Annotated in this window: 17 protein-coding genes; 11 read left to right on the top strand and 6 right to left on the bottom strand. The window is 69.0% G+C overall.

Annotated features, from left to right (window positions below; genetic code table 11):
• Positions 1-132 precede the first annotated feature (132 nt).
• On the top strand, positions 133-294 hold the full coding sequence (locus tag ACQG07_RS04265) for a hypothetical protein (protein WP_426737320.1): 162 nt from the start codon (positions 133-135) through the stop codon (positions 292-294).
• A 34-nt stretch (positions 295-328) separates the two neighbouring features.
• Here ACQG07_RS04265 and ACQG07_RS04260 read toward each other — a convergent pair whose 3' ends face one another.
• Positions 329-856, bottom strand: coding sequence for a hypothetical protein (locus tag ACQG07_RS04260; protein WP_426737317.1), 528 nt, complete (start codon positions 854-856; stop codon positions 329-331).
• 73 nt (positions 857-929) lie between these two features.
• On the opposite strand from ACQG07_RS04260, the gene ACQG07_RS04255 reads away from it, so the two are divergent.
• From ACQG07_RS04255 to ACQG07_RS04240, 4 genes are all read left to right on the top strand, one after another.
• A complete protein-coding gene (locus ACQG07_RS04255) occupies positions 930-1403 on the top strand; it encodes an EVE domain-containing protein (protein WP_426737315.1) in 474 nt (157 codons plus the stop codon).
• A gap of 194 nt (positions 1404-1597) precedes the next feature.
• On the top strand, positions 1598-2248 hold the full coding sequence (locus ACQG07_RS04250) for a 2-phosphosulfolactate phosphatase (RefSeq protein ID WP_426737313.1): 651 nt from the start codon (positions 1598-1600) through the stop codon (positions 2246-2248).
• Between the two features lie 9 nt (positions 2249-2257).
• Complete coding sequence (locus tag ACQG07_RS04245; protein WP_085510219.1) at positions 2258-2560, top strand: DUF427 domain-containing protein; 303 nt, start codon at positions 2258-2260, stop codon at positions 2558-2560.
• The gene (locus tag ACQG07_RS04240; RefSeq protein WP_426737310.1) at positions 2560-3063 is read left to right on the top strand and encodes a DinB family protein; all 504 of its coding nucleotides are present in this window, start codon (positions 2560-2562) and stop codon (positions 3061-3063) included. Before ACQG07_RS04245 ends, ACQG07_RS04240 begins: the two co-directional genes overlap by 1 nt.
• A gap of 27 nt (positions 3064-3090) precedes the next feature.
• On the opposite strand, the gene ACQG07_RS04235 is transcribed toward ACQG07_RS04240, so the two are convergent.
• From ACQG07_RS04235 to ACQG07_RS04215, 5 genes are all read right to left on the bottom strand, one after another.
• Entirely contained in the window at positions 3091-3912 is an 822-nt protein-coding gene (locus ACQG07_RS04235) for a TspO/MBR family protein (RefSeq protein WP_426737308.1), read from the bottom strand.
• 100 nt (positions 3913-4012) lie between these two features.
• Positions 4013-4579, bottom strand: coding sequence for a DUF1697 domain-containing protein (locus ACQG07_RS04230; RefSeq protein WP_274499501.1), 567 nt, complete (start codon positions 4577-4579; stop codon positions 4013-4015).
• The gene (locus tag ACQG07_RS04225) at positions 4576-5100 is read right to left on the bottom strand and encodes a SprT-like domain-containing protein (RefSeq protein WP_079705233.1); all 525 of its coding nucleotides are present in this window, start codon (positions 5098-5100) and stop codon (positions 4576-4578) included. The genes ACQG07_RS04230 and ACQG07_RS04225 overlap by 4 nt, the downstream gene beginning before the upstream one ends.
• A 73-nt stretch (positions 5101-5173) precedes the next feature.
• Positions 5174-6406, bottom strand: a complete 1233-nt coding sequence (locus ACQG07_RS04220) for a PQQ-dependent sugar dehydrogenase (RefSeq protein ID WP_426737306.1) — start codon at positions 6404-6406, stop codon at positions 5174-5176.
• Positions 6407-6408: 2 nt separating this feature from the next.
• Positions 6409-7263, bottom strand: coding sequence for a spermidine synthase (locus ACQG07_RS04215; protein ID WP_071259566.1), 855 nt, complete (start codon positions 7261-7263; stop codon positions 6409-6411).
• 56 nt (positions 7264-7319) lie between these two features.
• Here ACQG07_RS04215 and ACQG07_RS04210 point away from each other — a divergent pair, with 56 nt between their 5' ends.
• The 6 genes from ACQG07_RS04210 to ACQG07_RS04185 all read left to right on the top strand — a co-directional run bounded on the left by ACQG07_RS04210 (position 7320) and on the right by ACQG07_RS04185 (position 18261).
• Positions 7320-8108, top strand: a complete 789-nt coding sequence (locus ACQG07_RS04210; RefSeq protein WP_426737303.1) for a LamB/YcsF family protein — start codon at positions 7320-7322, stop codon at positions 8106-8108.
• A complete protein-coding gene (locus ACQG07_RS04205) occupies positions 8105-8797 on the top strand; it encodes a 5-oxoprolinase subunit B family protein (protein ID WP_426737301.1) in 693 nt (230 codons plus the stop codon). The genes ACQG07_RS04210 and ACQG07_RS04205 overlap by 4 nt, the downstream gene beginning before the upstream one ends.
• Complete coding sequence (locus tag ACQG07_RS04200; protein ID WP_426737299.1) at positions 8797-9663, top strand: biotin-dependent carboxyltransferase family protein; 867 nt, start codon at positions 8797-8799, stop codon at positions 9661-9663. The genes ACQG07_RS04205 and ACQG07_RS04200 overlap by 1 nt, the downstream gene beginning before the upstream one ends.
• Positions 9664-9899: 236 nt before the next feature.
• A complete protein-coding gene (gene rpoB / locus ACQG07_RS04195; protein WP_079705237.1) occupies positions 9900-13391 on the top strand; it encodes a DNA-directed RNA polymerase subunit beta in 3492 nt (1163 codons plus the stop codon).
• 45 nt (positions 13392-13436) lie between these two features.
• Positions 13437-17318, top strand: coding sequence for a DNA-directed RNA polymerase subunit beta' (locus ACQG07_RS04190; protein ID WP_079705238.1), 3882 nt, complete (start codon positions 13437-13439; stop codon positions 17316-17318).
• Positions 17319-17490: 172 nt separating this feature from the next.
• Complete coding sequence (locus ACQG07_RS04185; RefSeq protein WP_426737295.1) at positions 17491-18261, top strand: hypothetical protein; 771 nt, start codon at positions 17491-17493, stop codon at positions 18259-18261.

Genomic DNA, 18261 nt, shown 5'->3' with positions numbered 1-18261 from the left:
CCCCCCCCCCCCCCCCCCCCCCCCCCCCCCCCCCCCCCCCCCCCCCCCCCCCCCCTCTTCACGCAGAAGACGGCATACGCGATCTTGTCTTAAGTCTCGTGGGCTCGGAGATGTGTATAAGAGACAGCCTCGGTGGGGACGGCTGCGATCACCCGTTTCCTGCGGCCGGTCGCGTTCCAGAACATGCCGGACCGGTTCCTGCCGGCGTTGCTGCGATCGTCGGCCACCGGTGTCCCACGCACGGTCTCGCCCGCGGGCGAGTCGACGCACTGGGGCGAGGCGGCTCAGCGCTGACGGACGGCTGGTCGGGCCTCCGGACGGCGAGGCGTCAGATGGCGCCCTCGACCGTCGCGCCGACCTCGTCGTCCTCCTCGTCGCCGGGGAGCGGCGGGTCGTAGGCCCAGCTCGGCGCGAGCGCCTTGATGCGGGCACCGCGCCACTGCCACGTCGCCCACAGCGGGTACCAGTAGAGCGGGGCGATCGCGCCGGTGATCACGAGTTGGTCGCGGTACAGGGTCTTCGTCGGGTCGTGCTTGTCGCGGGCGACCGCCATCTGGTGGTCCCACCCGGCGAGCTTGCTGAGCGGCCCGCTGACCGGGTCACCCTGGTCGTGGAGGATGCGGGTGCCGTCGCGACGTTCGATGAACTCGAGGTCGATGATCTGGTCACCGACCGGGATCGCGCCGGCGGCCTTCACTCGGACGCGGTGCGCTCCCGGCTCCCAGATGGTGGGGAACCCGTCGGCGTCGAGCGCCTCGAGTCCCATGACGGGGCTGTAGAGCTCCCGCAGGACGGCCGGGGAGCGGAGTGCCCGCCAGGCGACGTCGACATCACAGTCCAGGACGAGTTTCAGCATCACGCGCATGCCTCAGTGTCGCATGTGCGGCTCGGCGGCTGCAGGGGGTGCGCCGGTAGGGAAGACTGTGCCTATGGCGATCCGGTACTGGCTGGGCGTGATCCAGCGGGATCACGTCGTCCTCGGCGTCCGGCAGGGCTTCGTGCAGATCAACCACGGGCAGCGTGGCGGTCTCGACCAGATGCGGGAGTCCGACGGGTTCGTGTACTACTCGCCGCGGGTCAGCACCCCGGACGGCGAGCCGCTCAAGGCGTTCACCGCGATCGGGCGGGTCTCCGACGAGACCGTCTACCAAGCGGCCGTGCCGCGACCGGACGGTGCCGATTGGCGGCCCTGGCGGCGGAGTGTCGACTGGTACCCGGACGCGGTCGAGGCGCCCATCCGTCCGATGCTCGCGCTCCTCGACTTCACGAGCTTCACCCGGAACTGGGGTGTCCAGCTCCGCCGGGGGTTCCTCGAGCTCAGTCGTCACGATTTCGAGCTCATCCGGAACGAGATGCGTCCGCCCCACCCCGACGACCGTCGTTTCCCCACCGCCTCCCGCTGAACCCCTGCCCGTGCGCCAGCGCGGTGCGCTGACGTCACCGCGGGTCTGGCGCGTGAGCGCGCCCCTCCGGAGGCCCGCGCTCACGTCCGATGACCCGCGCTCGCGTCAGCGCACCGCGCTGGCGACCACCCCCACGGAGGTCTTCGGACGCAACAGTCGTGGGGTGGGTGGGTGCGCGTGGATACGATGAACGGGTGAGTACCGCAGCCGCCACACCGCCGCCCGTCCACCCGCCGTTCGCCCAGACCAAGTACCAGGTCAGGTTCGACTGGGGCGTCGCAGGAGCCGGGCGGGTCGAGACGGCGGACGTCGCGGTCGTCGTGGACGTGCTCCACGCGACGACCTCCGTCGAGCAGCGCGTGAGCGGCGGGGAGACCGTCGCCGTCGCCGAGCTGGACGACCGCGGTGAGACGGCGCAGATCGCCACGCTCCTCGCCGACGCGGGTGCGACGGTCGTCGCCGGGTGCCTGCGCAACCGGTCGGCGGTCGCGGACTGGATCATCGCGAAGCAGGCCGAGCTCGGTCGGCGCACGAGCATCGTCGTCATCGCGGTCGGCGAACTCGACGACACGGCCGAGACCCGGTTCGCCGTCGAGGACCTCTTCGGGGCCGGTGCCGTGATCGAGGCGCTGGGGCTCCGCGGCATCGACTTCACCTCACCGGAGGCCGCTGCTGCCGCCGCCGCATACGAGGGCCTGCGCAACGGCGTCGGGCACCTGCTGTCCGCGTCCGCCACCGCCCAGCAGCTCGCGCAGGCGGGTGCCACGCAGCACGTCCAGGCGGCACGCGCGGTCGACGTGTCAAGCGTCGTCCCGGTCCTGGACGGAGCCGTGTTCCGGGCGTAGTCTCGGCGCATGCGCGCACTCCTCGGAACCACCGTCCTCGCCGAAGCCCCCGAATCGGAGCTCATCAAGATCGAGGGCAACTGGTACTTCCCGCCGTCGAGCCTCAACCGCGAGCGCTTCGTCGAGACCGACACCCAGTACCACTGCCCGTGGAAGGGCGACGCCCAGTACTGGGGCGTCACCGACGGCGGCGAGGTCAAGCCCGATGTGGCCTGGTCGTACCCGACCCCGTATCCGACCGCGTTCGACCGCGTCGGCAAGGACTTCTCCGGCTACGTCGCCTTCGGGAACGAGGTCGAGGTCGTCGACTGATGGCCGACTGGGGCGACCGCCCGCAGCCGCCTGAGCGCGGTGGCGAGCGCGAGACGATCGAGGGGTTCCTCGATCTGCAGCGCGCCAGCATCGTCTGGAAGGCGCGCGGGCTCACCGACGAGCTCGCGGCCAAGCGACTGTTGCCGAGCATCACGACGGTGTCGGGCGTCATCCGACACCTCGCCGATGTCGAGCGCAGCTGGTTCCGCGAGGACATGGACGGGCAGTCGGACGTCCCGGCACGGTGGACCGACGACGACCCCGACGGCGAATGGCGCGTCACGGCCGACGACAGCCTGGCCGAGATCATCGCCGACTACGAGGCGGCCTGTGCGGAGTCCCGCGAGGTGGCGTCGCGGTATCAGCTCGACGACGTCTGCCGCGGCAACGACCAGCGGTTCACGCTGCGGTGGATCGAGCTCCACATGATCGAGGAGACGGCTCGGCATCTCGGGCACCTCGACGTCCTCCGCGAACAGCTCGACGGCCGCACCGGCGAGTAGCGCCGCGGCCGTGGAGCGTGCGGAGCGTCAGGCGCCGACGAGCGCCGCTCGGTCGCGTCCCCGCGAGACGCGGACGACCACGGTGACGACGGCCACCACGACCGCGACGATCAGCGCCGTGACCCCGGCTTCGGTCGAGAGCAGTTCGCCGGTGAATCGGCCCACGGCCACCCACGCGAGCCCCCAGCAGAGCGACAGCGTGGGGGCGATCCGTCCGCGGCCGACGACCGCGAGCAGGATCCCGACCGCTCCGGCGACCGCGAGGACGATGATCGCCCAGACACCGGCGGCCGGTCCGTCCGCGCTCCCGATCCCGGATCCGACGAGCGCAGCGGTGATGTTCGCCGCCGTCGCGACGCACACCCATCCGAGGTAGAGGCCCATCGTGCCGTCCGTGATGATCGCGTCGACCACGCCGGACGGCTTGGTCCGGAGCACGATCACGAAGATGCGGGCCAGGACACCGAGGAGGGCGATGATCACGAACACGCTCAGGATCAGGAAGCCCGCCTGCACCACGAGGATCCACGCCGCGTTCAGCAGCAGGCTCGCCACGACCCAGTAGCCGAGACGACGGTGGCGCTCACGGGTCGTCTGCGAGGGCAGGAACTGCCAGACCGCGTAGGCGACGAGCCCGAGGTAGATGACGCTCCAGATGGAGAACGCGGGCCCGTCCGGTGCGATCGGCGTCGACGAGGCGCTCAACGCGCCGTTCGCCGCGTTCTGGACCTGCGTGCCCCCGGCGGCTCCCGACCCGATGTAGGAGCCGATGATCGCGAGGACCGCGCTGACGGCGACGGCGATCTGCCGGACGCGGTCCGCGGTGGTGGGTGAATCGGTGCCGGTCATGACGCATGCCTCCAGAATTGTGCAGCTAGCTGATCAATTCAGCGTACGCCACCGTGGGGCACCTCGCAGGGGCTTGCGCCGGTGCCGCGGAACAGCCTGCTCAGAGGAGCTTGCGCAGCGTCCGCAGGTTGCGTGTGGTGAGGTGCGGCTTGAACCGGGCCTTCGAGGACTCCTTCGCGAAGGGGGTGTCGGTGCTCGACCCCTTCGGGACCTCCCAGTAGAGGACGCCGTCGCCGGATGCGACGCGGTCGGGCTGCTCCCCGGCTGCCGCCGAGAACGCAAGGAGGGCGTCGAGGGAGGTCTGTTCGGAGGAGAACATGACGTACGGCTGGACCTGCTCGGCCTCCGGCCAAGGGTAGGCCTCGATGACGTCGGCGAGTGCGTGCTGATGCGTGAGCACGATCCACGCCTCGTAGGCGAAGGCCTCTGCGAGCGACCGCTCGATGCGCCGTTTCAGCGCACCACGTGCATCGTCCGCGGTCTCGCCAGGCTGGTGCTCTGGGTCGTCGAAGACGACGTTGCCGCTCGCGAGGACGGTGCGGACTCCCGAGAACCCGGCCGATCGGAACACCTCGGCGAGGTCGGCGGAGCGGATCGTGACGCCGCCGACGTTGACCCCGCGCAGGAGTGCGATCCAGCTGCCGGCGGGAACCGCGCCGCCGGTCATGACCCGATGCCTGGCTCAGGCGAGGTGGAGCCGTCGAACGCGGCCGCCCGACGCCGCATGGCCGGCGTGACCTCCCGGTGCACCCAGCTGAGGAGGAAGCGTTCGTCCCACGAGCGCGAGCACTTGCCGCAGGAGGTCGCCCGGCTCGGGCGCCGGTGCCGGTAGAGGACATGGCCCGAGGGGCAGGTGCCGACCCACGGGGCGAGTTCGTCGGCCGTCTGGCCCTCGTGGAGCCGCGAGCCCTCGTAGCCGATCTCCTCGGCGACCTTGCGCCACTTGGGTCCGTGCCCGGCGCGCGCCCCGGCGAGGGCGTGCGCGACCTCGTGGAGCAGGATCTGGTGGATCTCGTCGTCGTCGTAGCGTGCCGCGAGATAGCGCGAGACGGTGATGCGCTTCGTCGTGAAGTTGCACAGGCCGGCGCGTCGCTTGGCGTTGTCGAAGCCGAAGGTCCAGACCGTCGGGTCGAGGTGCAGCACGATGAGCGCCTGTGCCCACGCCGTGACCCGACTGAGTTCTGCCATGCCTGGATGGTACTCCCGGCGACCGACACCGGACCGCAGGCGCGGGATGACCCACAGGTGTGGCGGTGAGTCCTCAGCGGGCCGCGAGCGGGGCGAGCGGGAGTTCGACGATCCGGTCGTCCTCGGTTCCGGGCGAACCGCGGCCGTCGGTGTTGTTCGTGAGGATCCAGGCGGTCCCCGGCGGGCCGGCCACGACGTCGCGGATCCGTCCGAACTCGCCGACGAGGTAGGGCACCGCGTCGATCACGCCCACGAGCACGCTGCTCCCCGCCGGGACGTGCACGCCGTCGGTGATGCCGTACAGGCGCTCGCCGCGGAGCGAGGCCATGAAGATCGTGTCGTCGACGATCGCCAGACCGCTCGGGCTCGCGTCCTCCGTGGCCCACTGCGCGACCGGGTCGATCATGCCCTGGGCTCCGGCGATGCCCTCGGCGACCGGCCAGCCGTAGTTGCCACCGGGGGTGATCCGGTTGAGCTCGTCCCAGGTGTTCTGCCCGAACTCGCTCGCCCACAGGCCGCCGTCGCGATCCCACGCGATGCCCTGCGGGTTGCGATGGCCGAGGGAGAAGACGGGCGACCCAGGGAAGGGGTTGTCGCCCGGCACTGCGCCGTCGGGTGTGAGCCGCAGGATCTTCCCGCCGAGGCTGTCCACGTCCTGAGCCAGGCTGCGGTCGCCGGCGTCGCCCGCGGTGGCGTAGAGCATGCCGTCCGGTCCGAACGCGATGCGTCCGCCGTTGTGGTTCCCGGCCCGGGGGATGTCGACGAGGATCTCCTCGACGCCGCCGAGCGCGTACGACCCGGCCGCTCCCGTGAGCGGGAACCGCACGATGCGGTTGTCGGACGACGTCGTCAGGTAGGCGTAGAGCCAGGTTCCCGCGGGCTCCGATCCCGCCGGCGTGAGGACGGCGAGCCCGAGCAGCCCGCCCTCGCCTCCCGCGGCCACCCCGGGGACCACGCCGACCTGCCGCACCGCGCCGCCGCTGACGACCTCGAGGACGTCGCCCGCGTCGCGCTGGCTCACCAGCGTGCTGCCCGAGGCGAGTCGGACCATCGACCAGGGCGCGTCGAGGCCGCCGACGACCGTGGTGGCCTCACCGGTCGGGGCGACCGGTCCGGCGGGGACCGCGGATGTAGCCGTCGACGCGGACGCGCTCGGCGCGGGGGAAGGTGAAAGGGAGGCCGTACCCGGTGATCGTGGCTCCCCGTCGGTGCAGGCCACGAGCGCCAGGGCGGTGGCGGCGAGCAGGGTGGTGAGCGAGGCGGGCGCACGCAGGCCCCGTCGACGCGGCGTCTGCGTGGTGGCCATGGTCAGCCCTTCGTCTGGAAGATGCCCTGGGCGGGGTTCGGGGAGGGGACGGCGGTCGTGTCCGTGACGACCTGTGCCCCCGCGATGAAGGCGCGCAGCTCGGCGCCCGCCACCGCCTTGGCGGGGTGGGGTCCGGCCGCGAGGAGCCTCGGCAGGAAGTCGAGTGGGAGGGCGGTGTTCGAACCGACGAGGACGACGTTGCCGAAGCGGCGGCCCTTGAGGATCTGCGTCTCCGCGAGGGCGGCGACGTGCGACACGGAGTCGGCGAGCGTCGCGGCCTGTCCGCGGGCGAACGCGAGCCCGCGGCCGTCGGCGACGTTCACGACGATGACGCCGGTCGGCGACAGCAGCTCGACCGCCGAGGCGTAGAACTCCGTGCTCGTGACATGGGCCGGCGTGTTGGCGCCGCTGAAGATGTCGACGACGACGAGGTCGACGGTGCCGCGGAGGCCGGGCGGTAGCTTCGCCACGATCTCGCGGGCGTCGCCGTAGCGGACGCGGATCTGGGCGCGCTTCGACCAGGGGAGGTGCTCGCGCACGAGATCGATGAGTTCGCGCTCGAGTTCGACGACCTGCTGCCGCGAGCCCGGCCTCGTCGCCTCCACGTAGCGGGGGAGGGTGAGCGCGCCGGCACCGAGGTGCACCGCCGTGATCGGCTGACCGGGGTCGGCGATCTCGTCGATGATGTGACCGATCCGCTGGATGTACTCGAAGAAGAGCTCCTCGGGCTGATCGAGGTTGACGTGCGACTGCGGCGTGCCGTCGACCACCAGCTGATAGGTGCCCGGCACGAAGCGGTCGGCCTCGATCCTGGCCAGGTATCCGCTGACGCCGAGTCGTACCTGTGCCTCGTCCATACCCCCACCCTAGACTTTCCCGCAGTGGCGGGAGGCGGAGCGGAAGGGGTGCGGCCGTGGCGCAGGTGGACCTCAACAGCGACCTCGGCGAGGTCTGGCGCGGTGTGCCGACCGCCGACGACGACGCCATGTTCGCCCTGATCACGAGCGCGAACATCGCTTGCGGCTTCCACGCCGGGGACGCCGTATCCATGCGCGACGCCGTCCGCCGCTCGACGGCCCACGGGGTGTCGCTCGGCGCCCATCCGTCCTACCGGGATGAGGCGGGCTTCGGGCGCCGCGACCAGGACGTACCGGCCGAGGTGCTCGAGGCCGAGGTCCTGGAGCAACTCCGTGCCCTGCAGGGCGCGGTCGACGAGGTCGGCGAGGCCGACGGGGTCGGTGCGCGGCTCGCCTATGTGAAGCCGCATGGCGCCCTCTACAACCGGATCGCGCACGACCGGGTGCAGGCGCGGGCAGTCGTCCGGGCGGTGGTCACGGCCTCCGAGGAGCTCGGGCGACCACTTCCCGTCCTCGGGATGCCCGGCTCCGTGATCGAACAGGAGACCCTCGCCGCCGGACTCCGCTTCGTCGCTGAGGCCTTCGTCGACCGCGGCTACCGCTCCGACGGTTCGCTCGTCCCGCGCGATGCCCCTGGGGCACTGGTCGCCGATGAGACGGCCGCCGCCCGCCGGGCCGTCTCCCTTGCCCTCGACCGACGCATCAGCAGCGTCGACGGTGCCGACGTCGAACTCGACGCGGTCTCGCTCTGCGTGCACGGCGACACCCCTGGGGCCGTGTCGCTCGCCACGGCGGTCAGGGCCGCCCTGCTGGACGCCGGCGTCGAACTGGTCGCGCCGTGGTGACCGCGGACACCTCCACCGGACCCGTGCTCCGAGCGATGGGGGAGGAGGCCGTACTCCTCGAACTCGCATCGCTCGAGGACGTCCTGCTCGTGCACCGGGCCCTGGCCGCCTCGCGCCCGGCGGGGCTGGTCGACCTCGTCCCGGCCGCCCGGACCGTGCTCGCCGTGACGGACGTGCGGGGCCCGGCGCTCGCCGCGGTGGGAGCATGGTTGCTCGCCACCGCGGAACGGGCGCTCGCACCCGGCGTGGGAGGCTCGACCGGCGCTGTCGACGAGGCGGGGAGACGGTCGGACACCGTCATCCAGGTCCGCTACGACGGCCAGGACCTCGCTGAGACCGCGGCGCTGCTCGGCATGGACGCCGACGGTCTCATCGCCTGGCACACCGGTCGAGCGTGGACCGTCGCCTTCAGCGGCTTCGCGCCGGGGTTCGCCTACCTCGTGCCGGAGTGGGAGGACGAGACGATCGGCCCGCCGCTCGAGATCCCGCGTCTGAGCGTGCCGCGGACGACCGTCCCCGCCGGTTCGGTGGCGCTCGCCGGGACGTTCAGCGGCGTCTACCCGCGAGCCTCCCCGGGCGGGTGGCGCATCATCGGGACGACGGACGCCGTGCTGTGGGACGACGCAGCGGATCCACCCGCCCTCCTCGTCCCCGGCGGTCGGGTCCGGTTCGCGCAGGTCCCCGCGTGATGGGCGGGACGCTGTTCGTGGAGGCTGCTGGACCGGCGGCCACCGTGCAGGACCTGGGTCGACCGGGCGCCGCGGCCCTCGGGGTCAGCCCGTCCGGCGCGCTCGACCGCGGAGCCCTGCGCCTCGCCAACCGTCTCGTCGGCAACCCGGAGGGCCGTGCGGCGCTCGAGGTCGTCCTCGGCCCGTTCGTGGCCGTCCCCGACGTCGACCTCTGGATCGCCGTGACCGGCGCGTGGGGTGCGATCACCGTCGACGGCCGACCGGTCGACGGACACCACGCCGTCCGCGTGACGGCCGGCTCCCGGCTCGAACTCGGCGCGGCGACCCACGGGCTCCGGTACGTCCTCGCCGTCCGCGGCGGCTTCGACGGCCCGCAGCTCCTCGGCTCGCGGTCGACCGACACCCTGGCCGGCCTCGGCCCGGCACCGATCGTCGGCGGCGATCGACTCGTCGTCCTCCCCACCCCGCGCCGCCGCGTCCCTCCGCTCGACATCGCCCCCTGGACGCGGCCGGACGCCGGGGAGCGGCTCGTACGGGTCTCGCCCGGACCCCGCCGGGACTGGTTCGACGCCGCCTCCCTGCGGCGTCTCGTCGAGCAGTCGTGGAGCGTGACGGCCGACGCCGACCGCATCGGGATGCGCCTCGACGGGACGCCGCTCGAGCGACTCGATCCCGGTCGTGAACTGCCGAGTGAGGGCATGGTCGCCGGGGCGGTCCAGGTGCCGCCGAGCGGTCTGCCGACGATCCTGTCGGCCGACCACCCCGTCACCGGCGGGTATCCGGTCATCGCGGTCGTGCGCGCCGCGGACCGCGACCTCCTGGCGCAACTCCGGCCCGGTCAGCGCCTGCGGTTCGGCGCGGGTTGACGGGAACACCGGGGGCGACGCGGCGGTTATACCGGAAAGTCGAAAACTCGTCAAGGAAAGAGTAGACACGCCGCAGATTCCGGCATATAGTTGTTCTTTGCGCTCCCAGAATCTCTATGCCTTCATATTGCGGTCGGCTGGTGTGCGGGTCCAACCCGCCACATGTTCCTTTCTGGTGAGTAACTCCACTGACGACCAGTAACTCGGCCCCCAACAGGCCTCCGGAGGTTATCCCCTTGGCTGCTGCGCGCAACGCAACCACCAACTCACCCAAGAACGGCCGCGGAGCATCCCGCCTCTCGTTCGCGAAGATCACCGACACGCTCACGGTTCCAGACCTCCTGGCTCTGCAGACCGAGAGCTTCGACTGGCTGGTCGGCAACGACGTGTGGAAGGCACGCGTCGAAGAAGCCACCCAGGCCGGCCGACAGGACCTGCCCACGAAGAGCGGCCTCGACGAGATCTTCGAGGAGATCTCGCCCATCGAGGACCTCGGCGAGACGATGCAGCTCTCCTTCGCCAACCCGTACCTCGAGCCCGAGAAGTACTCCATCGACGAGTGCAAGGAGCGCGGCAAGACGTACGCGGCCCCGCTCTACGTCGAGGCCGAGTTCATGAACCACCTCACCGGTGAGATCAAGACCCAGACGGTCTTCATGGGCGACTTCCCGCTCATGACCGAGCGCGGTACCTTCATCATCAACGGCACCGAGCGTGTCGTCGTCTCGCAGCTCGTCCGCAGCCCGGGCGTGTACTTCGAGTCGGCTCAGGAGAAGACCTCCGACAAGGACATCTTCTCCGCTCGCGTCATCCCGAGCCGCGGTGCCTGGCTCGAGTTCGAGATCGACAAGCGCGACCAGGTCGGCGTCCGCATCGACCGCAAGCGCAAGCAGTCCGTCACCGTGTTCCTCAAGGCGCTCGGCATGACGAGCGAGGAGATCCTCGAGGAGTTCAAGGGCTACGAGTCGATCGAGCTCACCCTCGAGAAGGACACGATCCTCACCAAGGAGGACGCGCTCCGCGACATCTACCGCAAGCTCCGTCCGGGCGAGCAGGTCGCAGCCGAGGCCGCGCGTGCGCTCCTCGACAACTTCTACTTCAACTCGAAGCGCTACGACCTCGCGAAGGTCGGCCGGTACAAGATCAACAACAAGCTCGGTCTCGACAAGCCGCTCAGCGACTCCGTCCTGACGACCGACGACATCGTCGCCACGATCAAGTACCTCGTCGCCCTGCACCGCGGCACGGCCACCCTCCCGGGTGTCCGCAACGGCAAGCCCGTCGACCTCCGTCTCGACACGGACGACATCGACAACTTCGGCAACCGTCGCATCCGCGCCGTCGGCGAGCTCATCCAGAACCAGGTCCGCACCGGTCTGTCCCGCATGGAGCGCGTCGTCCGCGAGCGCATGACCACGCAGGACATCGAGGCCATCACGCCGCAGACCCTGATCAACGTGCGCCCCGTCGTCGCCGCGATCAAGGAGTTCTTCGGGACCTCGCAGCTGTCGCAGTTCATGGACCAGAACAACCCGCTCGCGGGCCTGACCCACAAGCGTCGCCTCTCGGCGCTCGGCCCCGGTGGTCTGTCGCGTGAGCGTGCAGGCGTCGAGGTGCGAGACGTCCACCCGTCGCACTACGGCCGCATGTGCCCGATCGAGACTCCGGAAGGCCCGAACATCGGCCTGATCGGTTCGCTCGCATCGTTCGCGCGGATCAACTCGTTCGGGTTCATCGAGACCCCGTACCGTCGCGTCGTCGACGGCCGGGTCACCGAGGACATCGACTACCTGACCGCGATGGAAGAGGACAACTACATCGTCGCGCAGGCCAACGCTCCGCTGAAGAGCGACGGCCACTTCCAGGAGGACCGCGTCCTCGCCCGGAAGAAGGGCGGCGAGGTCGACCTCATCCCGTCCGAGGAGATCGGCTACATGGACGTCTCCCCGCGCCAGATGGTGTCGGTCGCGACCTCCCTCATCCCGTTCCTCGAGCACGACGACGCGAACCGCGCACTCATGGGTGCCAACATGCAGCGTCAGGCCGTCCCGCTCCTCATGTCGGACTCGCCGCTCGTCGGTACCGGTATGGAGGGCTACGCAGCCATCGACGCGGGTGACGTCGTCACCGCCGACAAGGCCGGCGTCGTCCAGGAGGTGTCGGCAGAGTCCGTCACCATCCAGCTCGACGAGGGTGGCACGCAGACCTACTACCTGCGCAAGTTCGACCGCTCCAACCAGGGCACGAGCTACAACAACCGCGTCATCGTCTCCGAGGGTGCACGCATCGAGGCCGGCGAGGTCATCGCCGACGGCCCCGCCACGGAGAACGGCGAGCTCGCGCTCGGCAAGAACCTCCTCGTCGCCTTCATGACGTGGGAGGGTCACAACTTCGAGGACGCGATCATCCTCAGCCAGAACCTGGTGAAGGACGACGTCCTCTCCTCGATCCACATCGAGGAGTACGAGGTCGACGCCCGCGACACCAAGCTCGGCAAGGAGGAGATCACCCGTGATCTCCCGAACGTCAGCCCGGAGCTGCTCAAGGACCTCGACGAGCGCGGCATCATCCGCATCGGTGCCGAGGTCCGCCCCGGCGACATCCTCGTCGGCAAGGTCACGCCGAAGGGTGAGACCGAGCTCTCCGCCGAGGAGCGCCTGCTCCGCGCCATCTTCAACGAGAAGAGCCGCGAAGTCCGCGACACCTCGCTGAAGGTTCCCCACGGTGAAGCCGGCACGATCATCGCCGTCAAGGTGTTCGACGCACAGGACGGCGACGACGAGCTCGGCTCGGGCGTCAACCAGCGTGTGGTCGTCTACATCGCCCAGAAGCGCAAGATCACCGAGGGCGACAAGCTCGCCGGCCGTCACGGCAACAAGGGTGTCATCGCGAAGATCCTGCCCGTCGAGGACATGCCGTTCCTCGAGGACGGCACGCCGGTCGACGTCATCCTCAACCCGCTCGGTATCCCCGGTCGAATGAACTTCGGTCAGGTCCTCGAGATCCACCTGGGGTGGATCGCGAAGCAGGGCTGGAACGTCGAGGGCAAGCCCAGCTGGGCCAAGAAGCTCCCGGCTGCCGCGCACTCGGCCGAGCCGAACACCAAGGTCGCGACCCCGGTGTTCGACGGCGCCTCCGAGGAGGAAATCGCCGGTCTGCTCGACTCGACCAACGTCACCCGCGACGGCGACCGCCTCATCGGTTCCTCCGGAAAGGCCCGTCTGTTCGACGGCCGCTCCGGCGAGCCGTTCCCGGCACCGGTCTCGGTCGGCTACATGTACATCCTCAAGCTGCACCACCTCGTGGACGACAAGATCCACGCGCGTTCGACGGGTCCGTACTCGATGATCACGCAGCAGCCGCTCGGTGGTAAGGCTCAGTTCGGTGGACAGCGCTTCGGTGAGATGGAGGTCTGGGCCCTCGAGGCCTATGGAGCCGCGTACGCGCTCCAGGAGCTCCTGACCATCAAGTCCGACGACATCCTCGGCCGCGTCAAGGTGTACGAGGCCATCGTCAAGGGCGAGAACATCCAGGAGCCGGGTATCCCCGAGAGCTTCAAGGTGCTCATCAAGGAGATGCAGTCGCTGTGCTTGAACGTCGAGGTCCTCTCGGCCGACGGCACCGCGGTGAGCCTGCGCGACACCGACGACGACGCGTTCCGCGCCGCCGAGGAGCTCGGGATCAACATTTCCTCCAGGTTCGAGTCGTCGTCCATCGACGAGATCTAAGCCTGACCACTGTAGAGACTGACGAAACCTTTCATAGGAGATACATTGCTCGACGTCACAACTTTTGACGAGCTTCGCATTGGTCTGGCCACCGCAGACGACATCCGTGCCTGGTCGCACGGAGAGGTCAAGAAGCCCGAGACCATCAACTACCGCACCCTCAAGCCCGAGAAGGACGGTCTGTTCGGTGAGCAGATCTTCGGTCCTTCCCGCGACTGGGAGTGCGCCTGCGGCAAGTACAAGCGGGTCCGCTTCAAGGGCATCGTGTGCGAGCGCTGCGGTGTCGAGGTCACGAAGTCGTCGGTGCGCCGTGAGCGCATGGGCCACATCGAACTCGCCGCCCCGGTCACGCACATCTGGTACTTCAAGGGTGTCCCCTCGCGCCTCGGCTACCTGCTGGACATGGCGCCCAAGGACCTCGAGAAGGTCATCTACTTCGCGGCCTACATGGTCATCGATGTGGACGAGGACGCACGTCACCAGGACATGCCCGGCCTTGAGAACGAGCTCCGTCTCGAGATCAAGACGCTCGGCGACCAGCGCGACTCGCGCATCGCAGACCGCCTGAAGAAGCTCGAGGACGACCTCGTCGCCCTCGAGGAGGAAGGCGCCAAGAGCGAGCAGAAGCGTCGCACCAAGGACGCCGCTGAGAAGGAGATGAGCCAGACCCGCAAGTCCTACGACGAGCAGATCGCTCACCTCGAGCGAGTCTGGGAGGACTTCCGCAACCTCAAGGTCGGCGACCTCAAGCCCGAGGACTCCGTATTCCACGAGCTGCAGGACCGCTTCGGCCTGTACTTCGAGGCCTACATGGGTGCCGAGGCGGTCAAGAAGCGCCTGCTGTCCTTCGACCTCGCGGCCGAGTCCGAGCTGCTCCACCACCAGATCGCGGAGGGCAAGGGTCAGAAGAAGATCCGCGCCATCAAGCGTCTGCGCGTGGTCAACTCGTTCCTCATCACCGGCAACTCGCCGGCCGCGATGGTCCTCGACGTGGTCCCGGTCATCCCGCCGGAGCTCCGCCCGATGGTGCAGCTCGACGGTGGCCGCTTCGCGACCTCCGACCTCAACGACCTCTACCGTCGTGTGATCAACCGCAACAACCGTCTGCGTCGTCTGCTCGACCTCGGGGCTCCCGAGATCATCGTCAACAACGAGAAGCGGATGCTGCAGGAGGCCGTCGACGCACTGTTCGACAACGGTCGTCGTGGTCGCCCCGTCACCGGTACCGGCAACCGTGCCCTGAAGTCCCTCAGCGACATGCTGAAGGGGAAGCAGGGTCGATTCCGCCAGAACCTGCTCGGCAAGCGCGTCGACTACTCGGGCCGTTCGGTCATCATCGTCGGCCCGCAGCTGAAGCTGCACCAGTGTGGTCTGCCCAAGCAGATGGCGCTGGAGCTCTTCAAGCCGTTCGTCATCAAGCGCCTGATCGACCTGAGCCACGCTCAGAACATCAAGGCCGCGAAGCGCATGGTCGAGCGCAGCCGTCCCGAGGTCTGGGACGTGCTGGAGGAGATCATCCGCGAGCGTCCCGTGCTGCTGAACCGTGCGCCAACGCTGCACCGTCTCGGCATCCAGGCGTTCGAGCCTCAGCTCGTCGAGGGCAAGGCCATCCAGCTGCACCCGCTCGTCTGTGCCGCGTTCAACGCGGACTTCGACGGTGACCAGATGGCTGTCCACCTCCCGCTCTCCGTCGAGGCCCAGGCCGAGGCGCGCATCCTGATGCTCGCGTCGAACAACATCCTGAAGCCGTCCGACGGCCGCCCGGTCACCCTGCCCACGCAGGACATGATCATCGGCCTCCACCACCTGACCACCCTCAAGGAGGGTGTCGAGGGTGAGGGCCGTGCCTTCTCGTCCGTCGCCGAGGCCATCCTCGCGAAGGACCAGGGCTCGCTCGACCTCAACGCCAAGGTGCGCATCCGTCTGACCGACGTGACGTTCGCCGAGGGCACGGGTCCCGAGGGCTACGAGGGCTCGGGTGTCGCACTCGTCGAGACGACCCTCGGTCGCGCACTCTTCAACGAGGCGCTGCCGGCGGACTACCCCTACGTGGAAGACGTGGCGGACAAGGGCAAGCTGTCCTCGATCGTCAACGACCTCGCGGAGCGGTACCCGAAGACGGTCGTCGCCGCCACGCTCGACAACATCAAGGACGCCGGTTTCCACTGGGCGACGCGTTCCGGTGTGACCGTTGCGCTCAGCGACGTCCTGACCCCGCCGAACAAGCGCGAGATCGTGCAGGGCTACGAGAAGCAGGCCGCCAAGGTCCAGAGCCAGTTCGACAAGGGTCTGACCACGGATGCCGAGCGTCGTCAGGAGCTCATCAAGATCTGGACGGAGGCCACCGAGAAGGTCGCCGAGGCCATGCGCGCGAACTTCCCGGCGGACAACACCATCAACCGCATGGTGTCGTCGGGTGCTCGTGGTAACTGGCTGCAGATCCGCAACATCGCGGGTATGCGAGGCCTGGTGAACAACCCGAAGGGTGAGATCATCCCTCGCCCGATCATCTCCTCCTACCGTGAGGGCCTGTCGGTCGCGGAGTACTTCATCGCGACCCACGGTGCTCGTAAGGGTCTGGCCGACACGGCGCTCCGTACCGCCGACTCGGGATACCTCACGCGTCGTCTCGTCGACGTCTCGCAGGATGTCATCATCCGCGAAGACGACTGCGGCACGACCAAGGGTCTCGAGCTCGCGATCGCGAACGCCGACAGCTCGGGTGAGCTCGTGCGCGACCCGAACGTGGAGAACTCCGTGTTCGCCCGTTCGCTGGCCGCTGCCGCGGTCAACCCGAAGGGTGAGGTCGTCGCCGAGGCCGGCGAGGACGTCGGTGACGTGCTCATCGACAAGCTCGTCTCCGCGGGTGTCGAGAACATCAAGGTGCGCTCGGTCCTGACCTGCGAGTCGACCGTTGGTGTGTGTGCAGCCTGCTACGGCCGCTCGCTCGCCACGGGCAAGCTCGTCGACATCGGCGAGGCCGTCGGCATCATCGCGGCCCAGTCGATCGGTGAGCCCGGTACCCAGCTGACGATGCGTACCTTCCACACGGGTGGTTCGGCATCGGCGGACGACATCACGCAGGGTCTGCCCCGCGTGCAGGAGCTGTTCGAGGCTCGTACCCCCAAGGGTGCGACCCCGATCGCCGAGGCCGCCGGTCGCATCACGATCGACGAGAACGACAAGGCTCGTAAGGTCATCCTGACGCCCGACAACGGCGACGAGCCGGTCGTCTACCCGGTGCTGAAGCGTGCGGTCCTCCTCGTCGAGGACGGACAGCACGTCGAGCTCGGTCAGAAGATCCACGTCGGTGCGGTCGACCCCAAGGAGGTCCTGCGCGTGCAGGGCGTCCGCGAGGTCCAGAAGCACCTCGTCGGTGGCGTCCAGGGCGTGTACCGCTCGCAGGGTGTCCCGATCCACGACAAGCACATCGAGGTCATCGTGCGCCAGATGCTGCGGAAGGTGACCGTCGTCGACCACGGCGACACCGACCTGCTGCCTGGTGAGCTCGTCGACCGCCTGCGCTACGCCGAGCTCAACCGCTCGGCCGTGTCGGAGGGTCGTCGCACCGCATCGGCTCGCCAGGAGGTCATGGGTATCACCAAGGCGTCCCTCGCGACCGAGTCGTGGCTGTCGGCCGCTTCCTTCCAGGAGACCACGCGTGTCCTCACGCAGGCCGCCATGGAAGGCAAGAGCGACCCGCTGGTCGGCCTCAAGGAGAACGTCATCATCGGTAAGCTCATCCCGGCCGGTACCGGCCTGGCGCGCTACCGCAACGTGACGGTCGAGGCGACCGAGGAGGCGAAGGCGGAGCGTTACCCGAACCGCATCTTCGGTGAGGACGGCGCGTTCAACGAGTCCGACCTGAGCTTCGTCGACTTCGACAGCTTCAGCTCCGACGACTTCACCCCCGGTAACTACAACTAGGGCTGAACGACTCACCCGGAGGGCCCGTCCCGATCGTTTCTCGATCGGGACGGGCCCTCCGTCGTTCGTTCGCCCATTCCTGGGCGAGCGAATGCCCGTTCGCCCCGGAATGGGCGAACGAATCGGGCATTGGTGAGTTGTGTGGCGGGTCTCTGCACGACATGCTGGTCCGATGAGTGATCAGCCCGAGCAGCCCACCGGCCAGTTCCAGCCGCTGGAGCCGGACGCGACCCCGGTGCAGCCAGACGTCCGCTACGGCGCTCCGGCACCCAAGCGGAAGCGCAATCCGGTCGTGATCGGCTTGAGCGTGCTCGCCGGCGTGCTGGCGATCGCGCTCATCGTCGTCATCGGGCTCCTGGTCGTCGGCCCGGGCGGCATGCCCGCCGCCGACTCGACCCGTGCACCGAGTGCGACGGCGACCGCCGGCTTCACTCCTGCTCCGACCACGACGGACACCGCTGAGACCCCTGCCGCACCGGTGCGTCCGACCGAATGCACGCAGCTCTTCCCCGCCGGCTACATCGACTCACTCACCGCAGACGGCTTCCTCGCCTTGAACCCGGAATGGTCACTGCCGGAACTCGCCACCGACTTCTTCGGTTCGAACGACAGCGCCCTCGTGGCAGTGATCTCGTCGAACACCGACCGTCTGAACTGTGCCCTGGTGAAGGCGAGCGGTGGCGGCGACGTCGGCATCACCACCAACGTCCTCTCCATCGACGCTGCGACCCAGACGTCGGTGATCGCGCGGATGAACGAGGCAGGCTTCACCTGCTCCGAGGAGACCAGCGGAACGATGTGCTTCACCGAGGTCTCCGAGGACGCCGGTACATACGGCGAACGTCACTTCGTGCGGGACGGTACCTGGATCGCCACGCGCTGGTCGAACACGACCATCAGCGGCTGGACCCAGGCGATCGTCTCGACGCTCTTCCCCGCCTGA

Source organism: Plantibacter sp. 2H11-2 (assembly GCF_050031945.1).
GTDB classification, from domain to species: Bacteria; Actinomycetota; Actinomycetes; order Actinomycetales; family Microbacteriaceae; genus Plantibacter; species Plantibacter auratus.
Note: the sequence above shows the minus strand (reverse complement) of the source record. Positions and strands in the feature narration are given on the sequence as shown.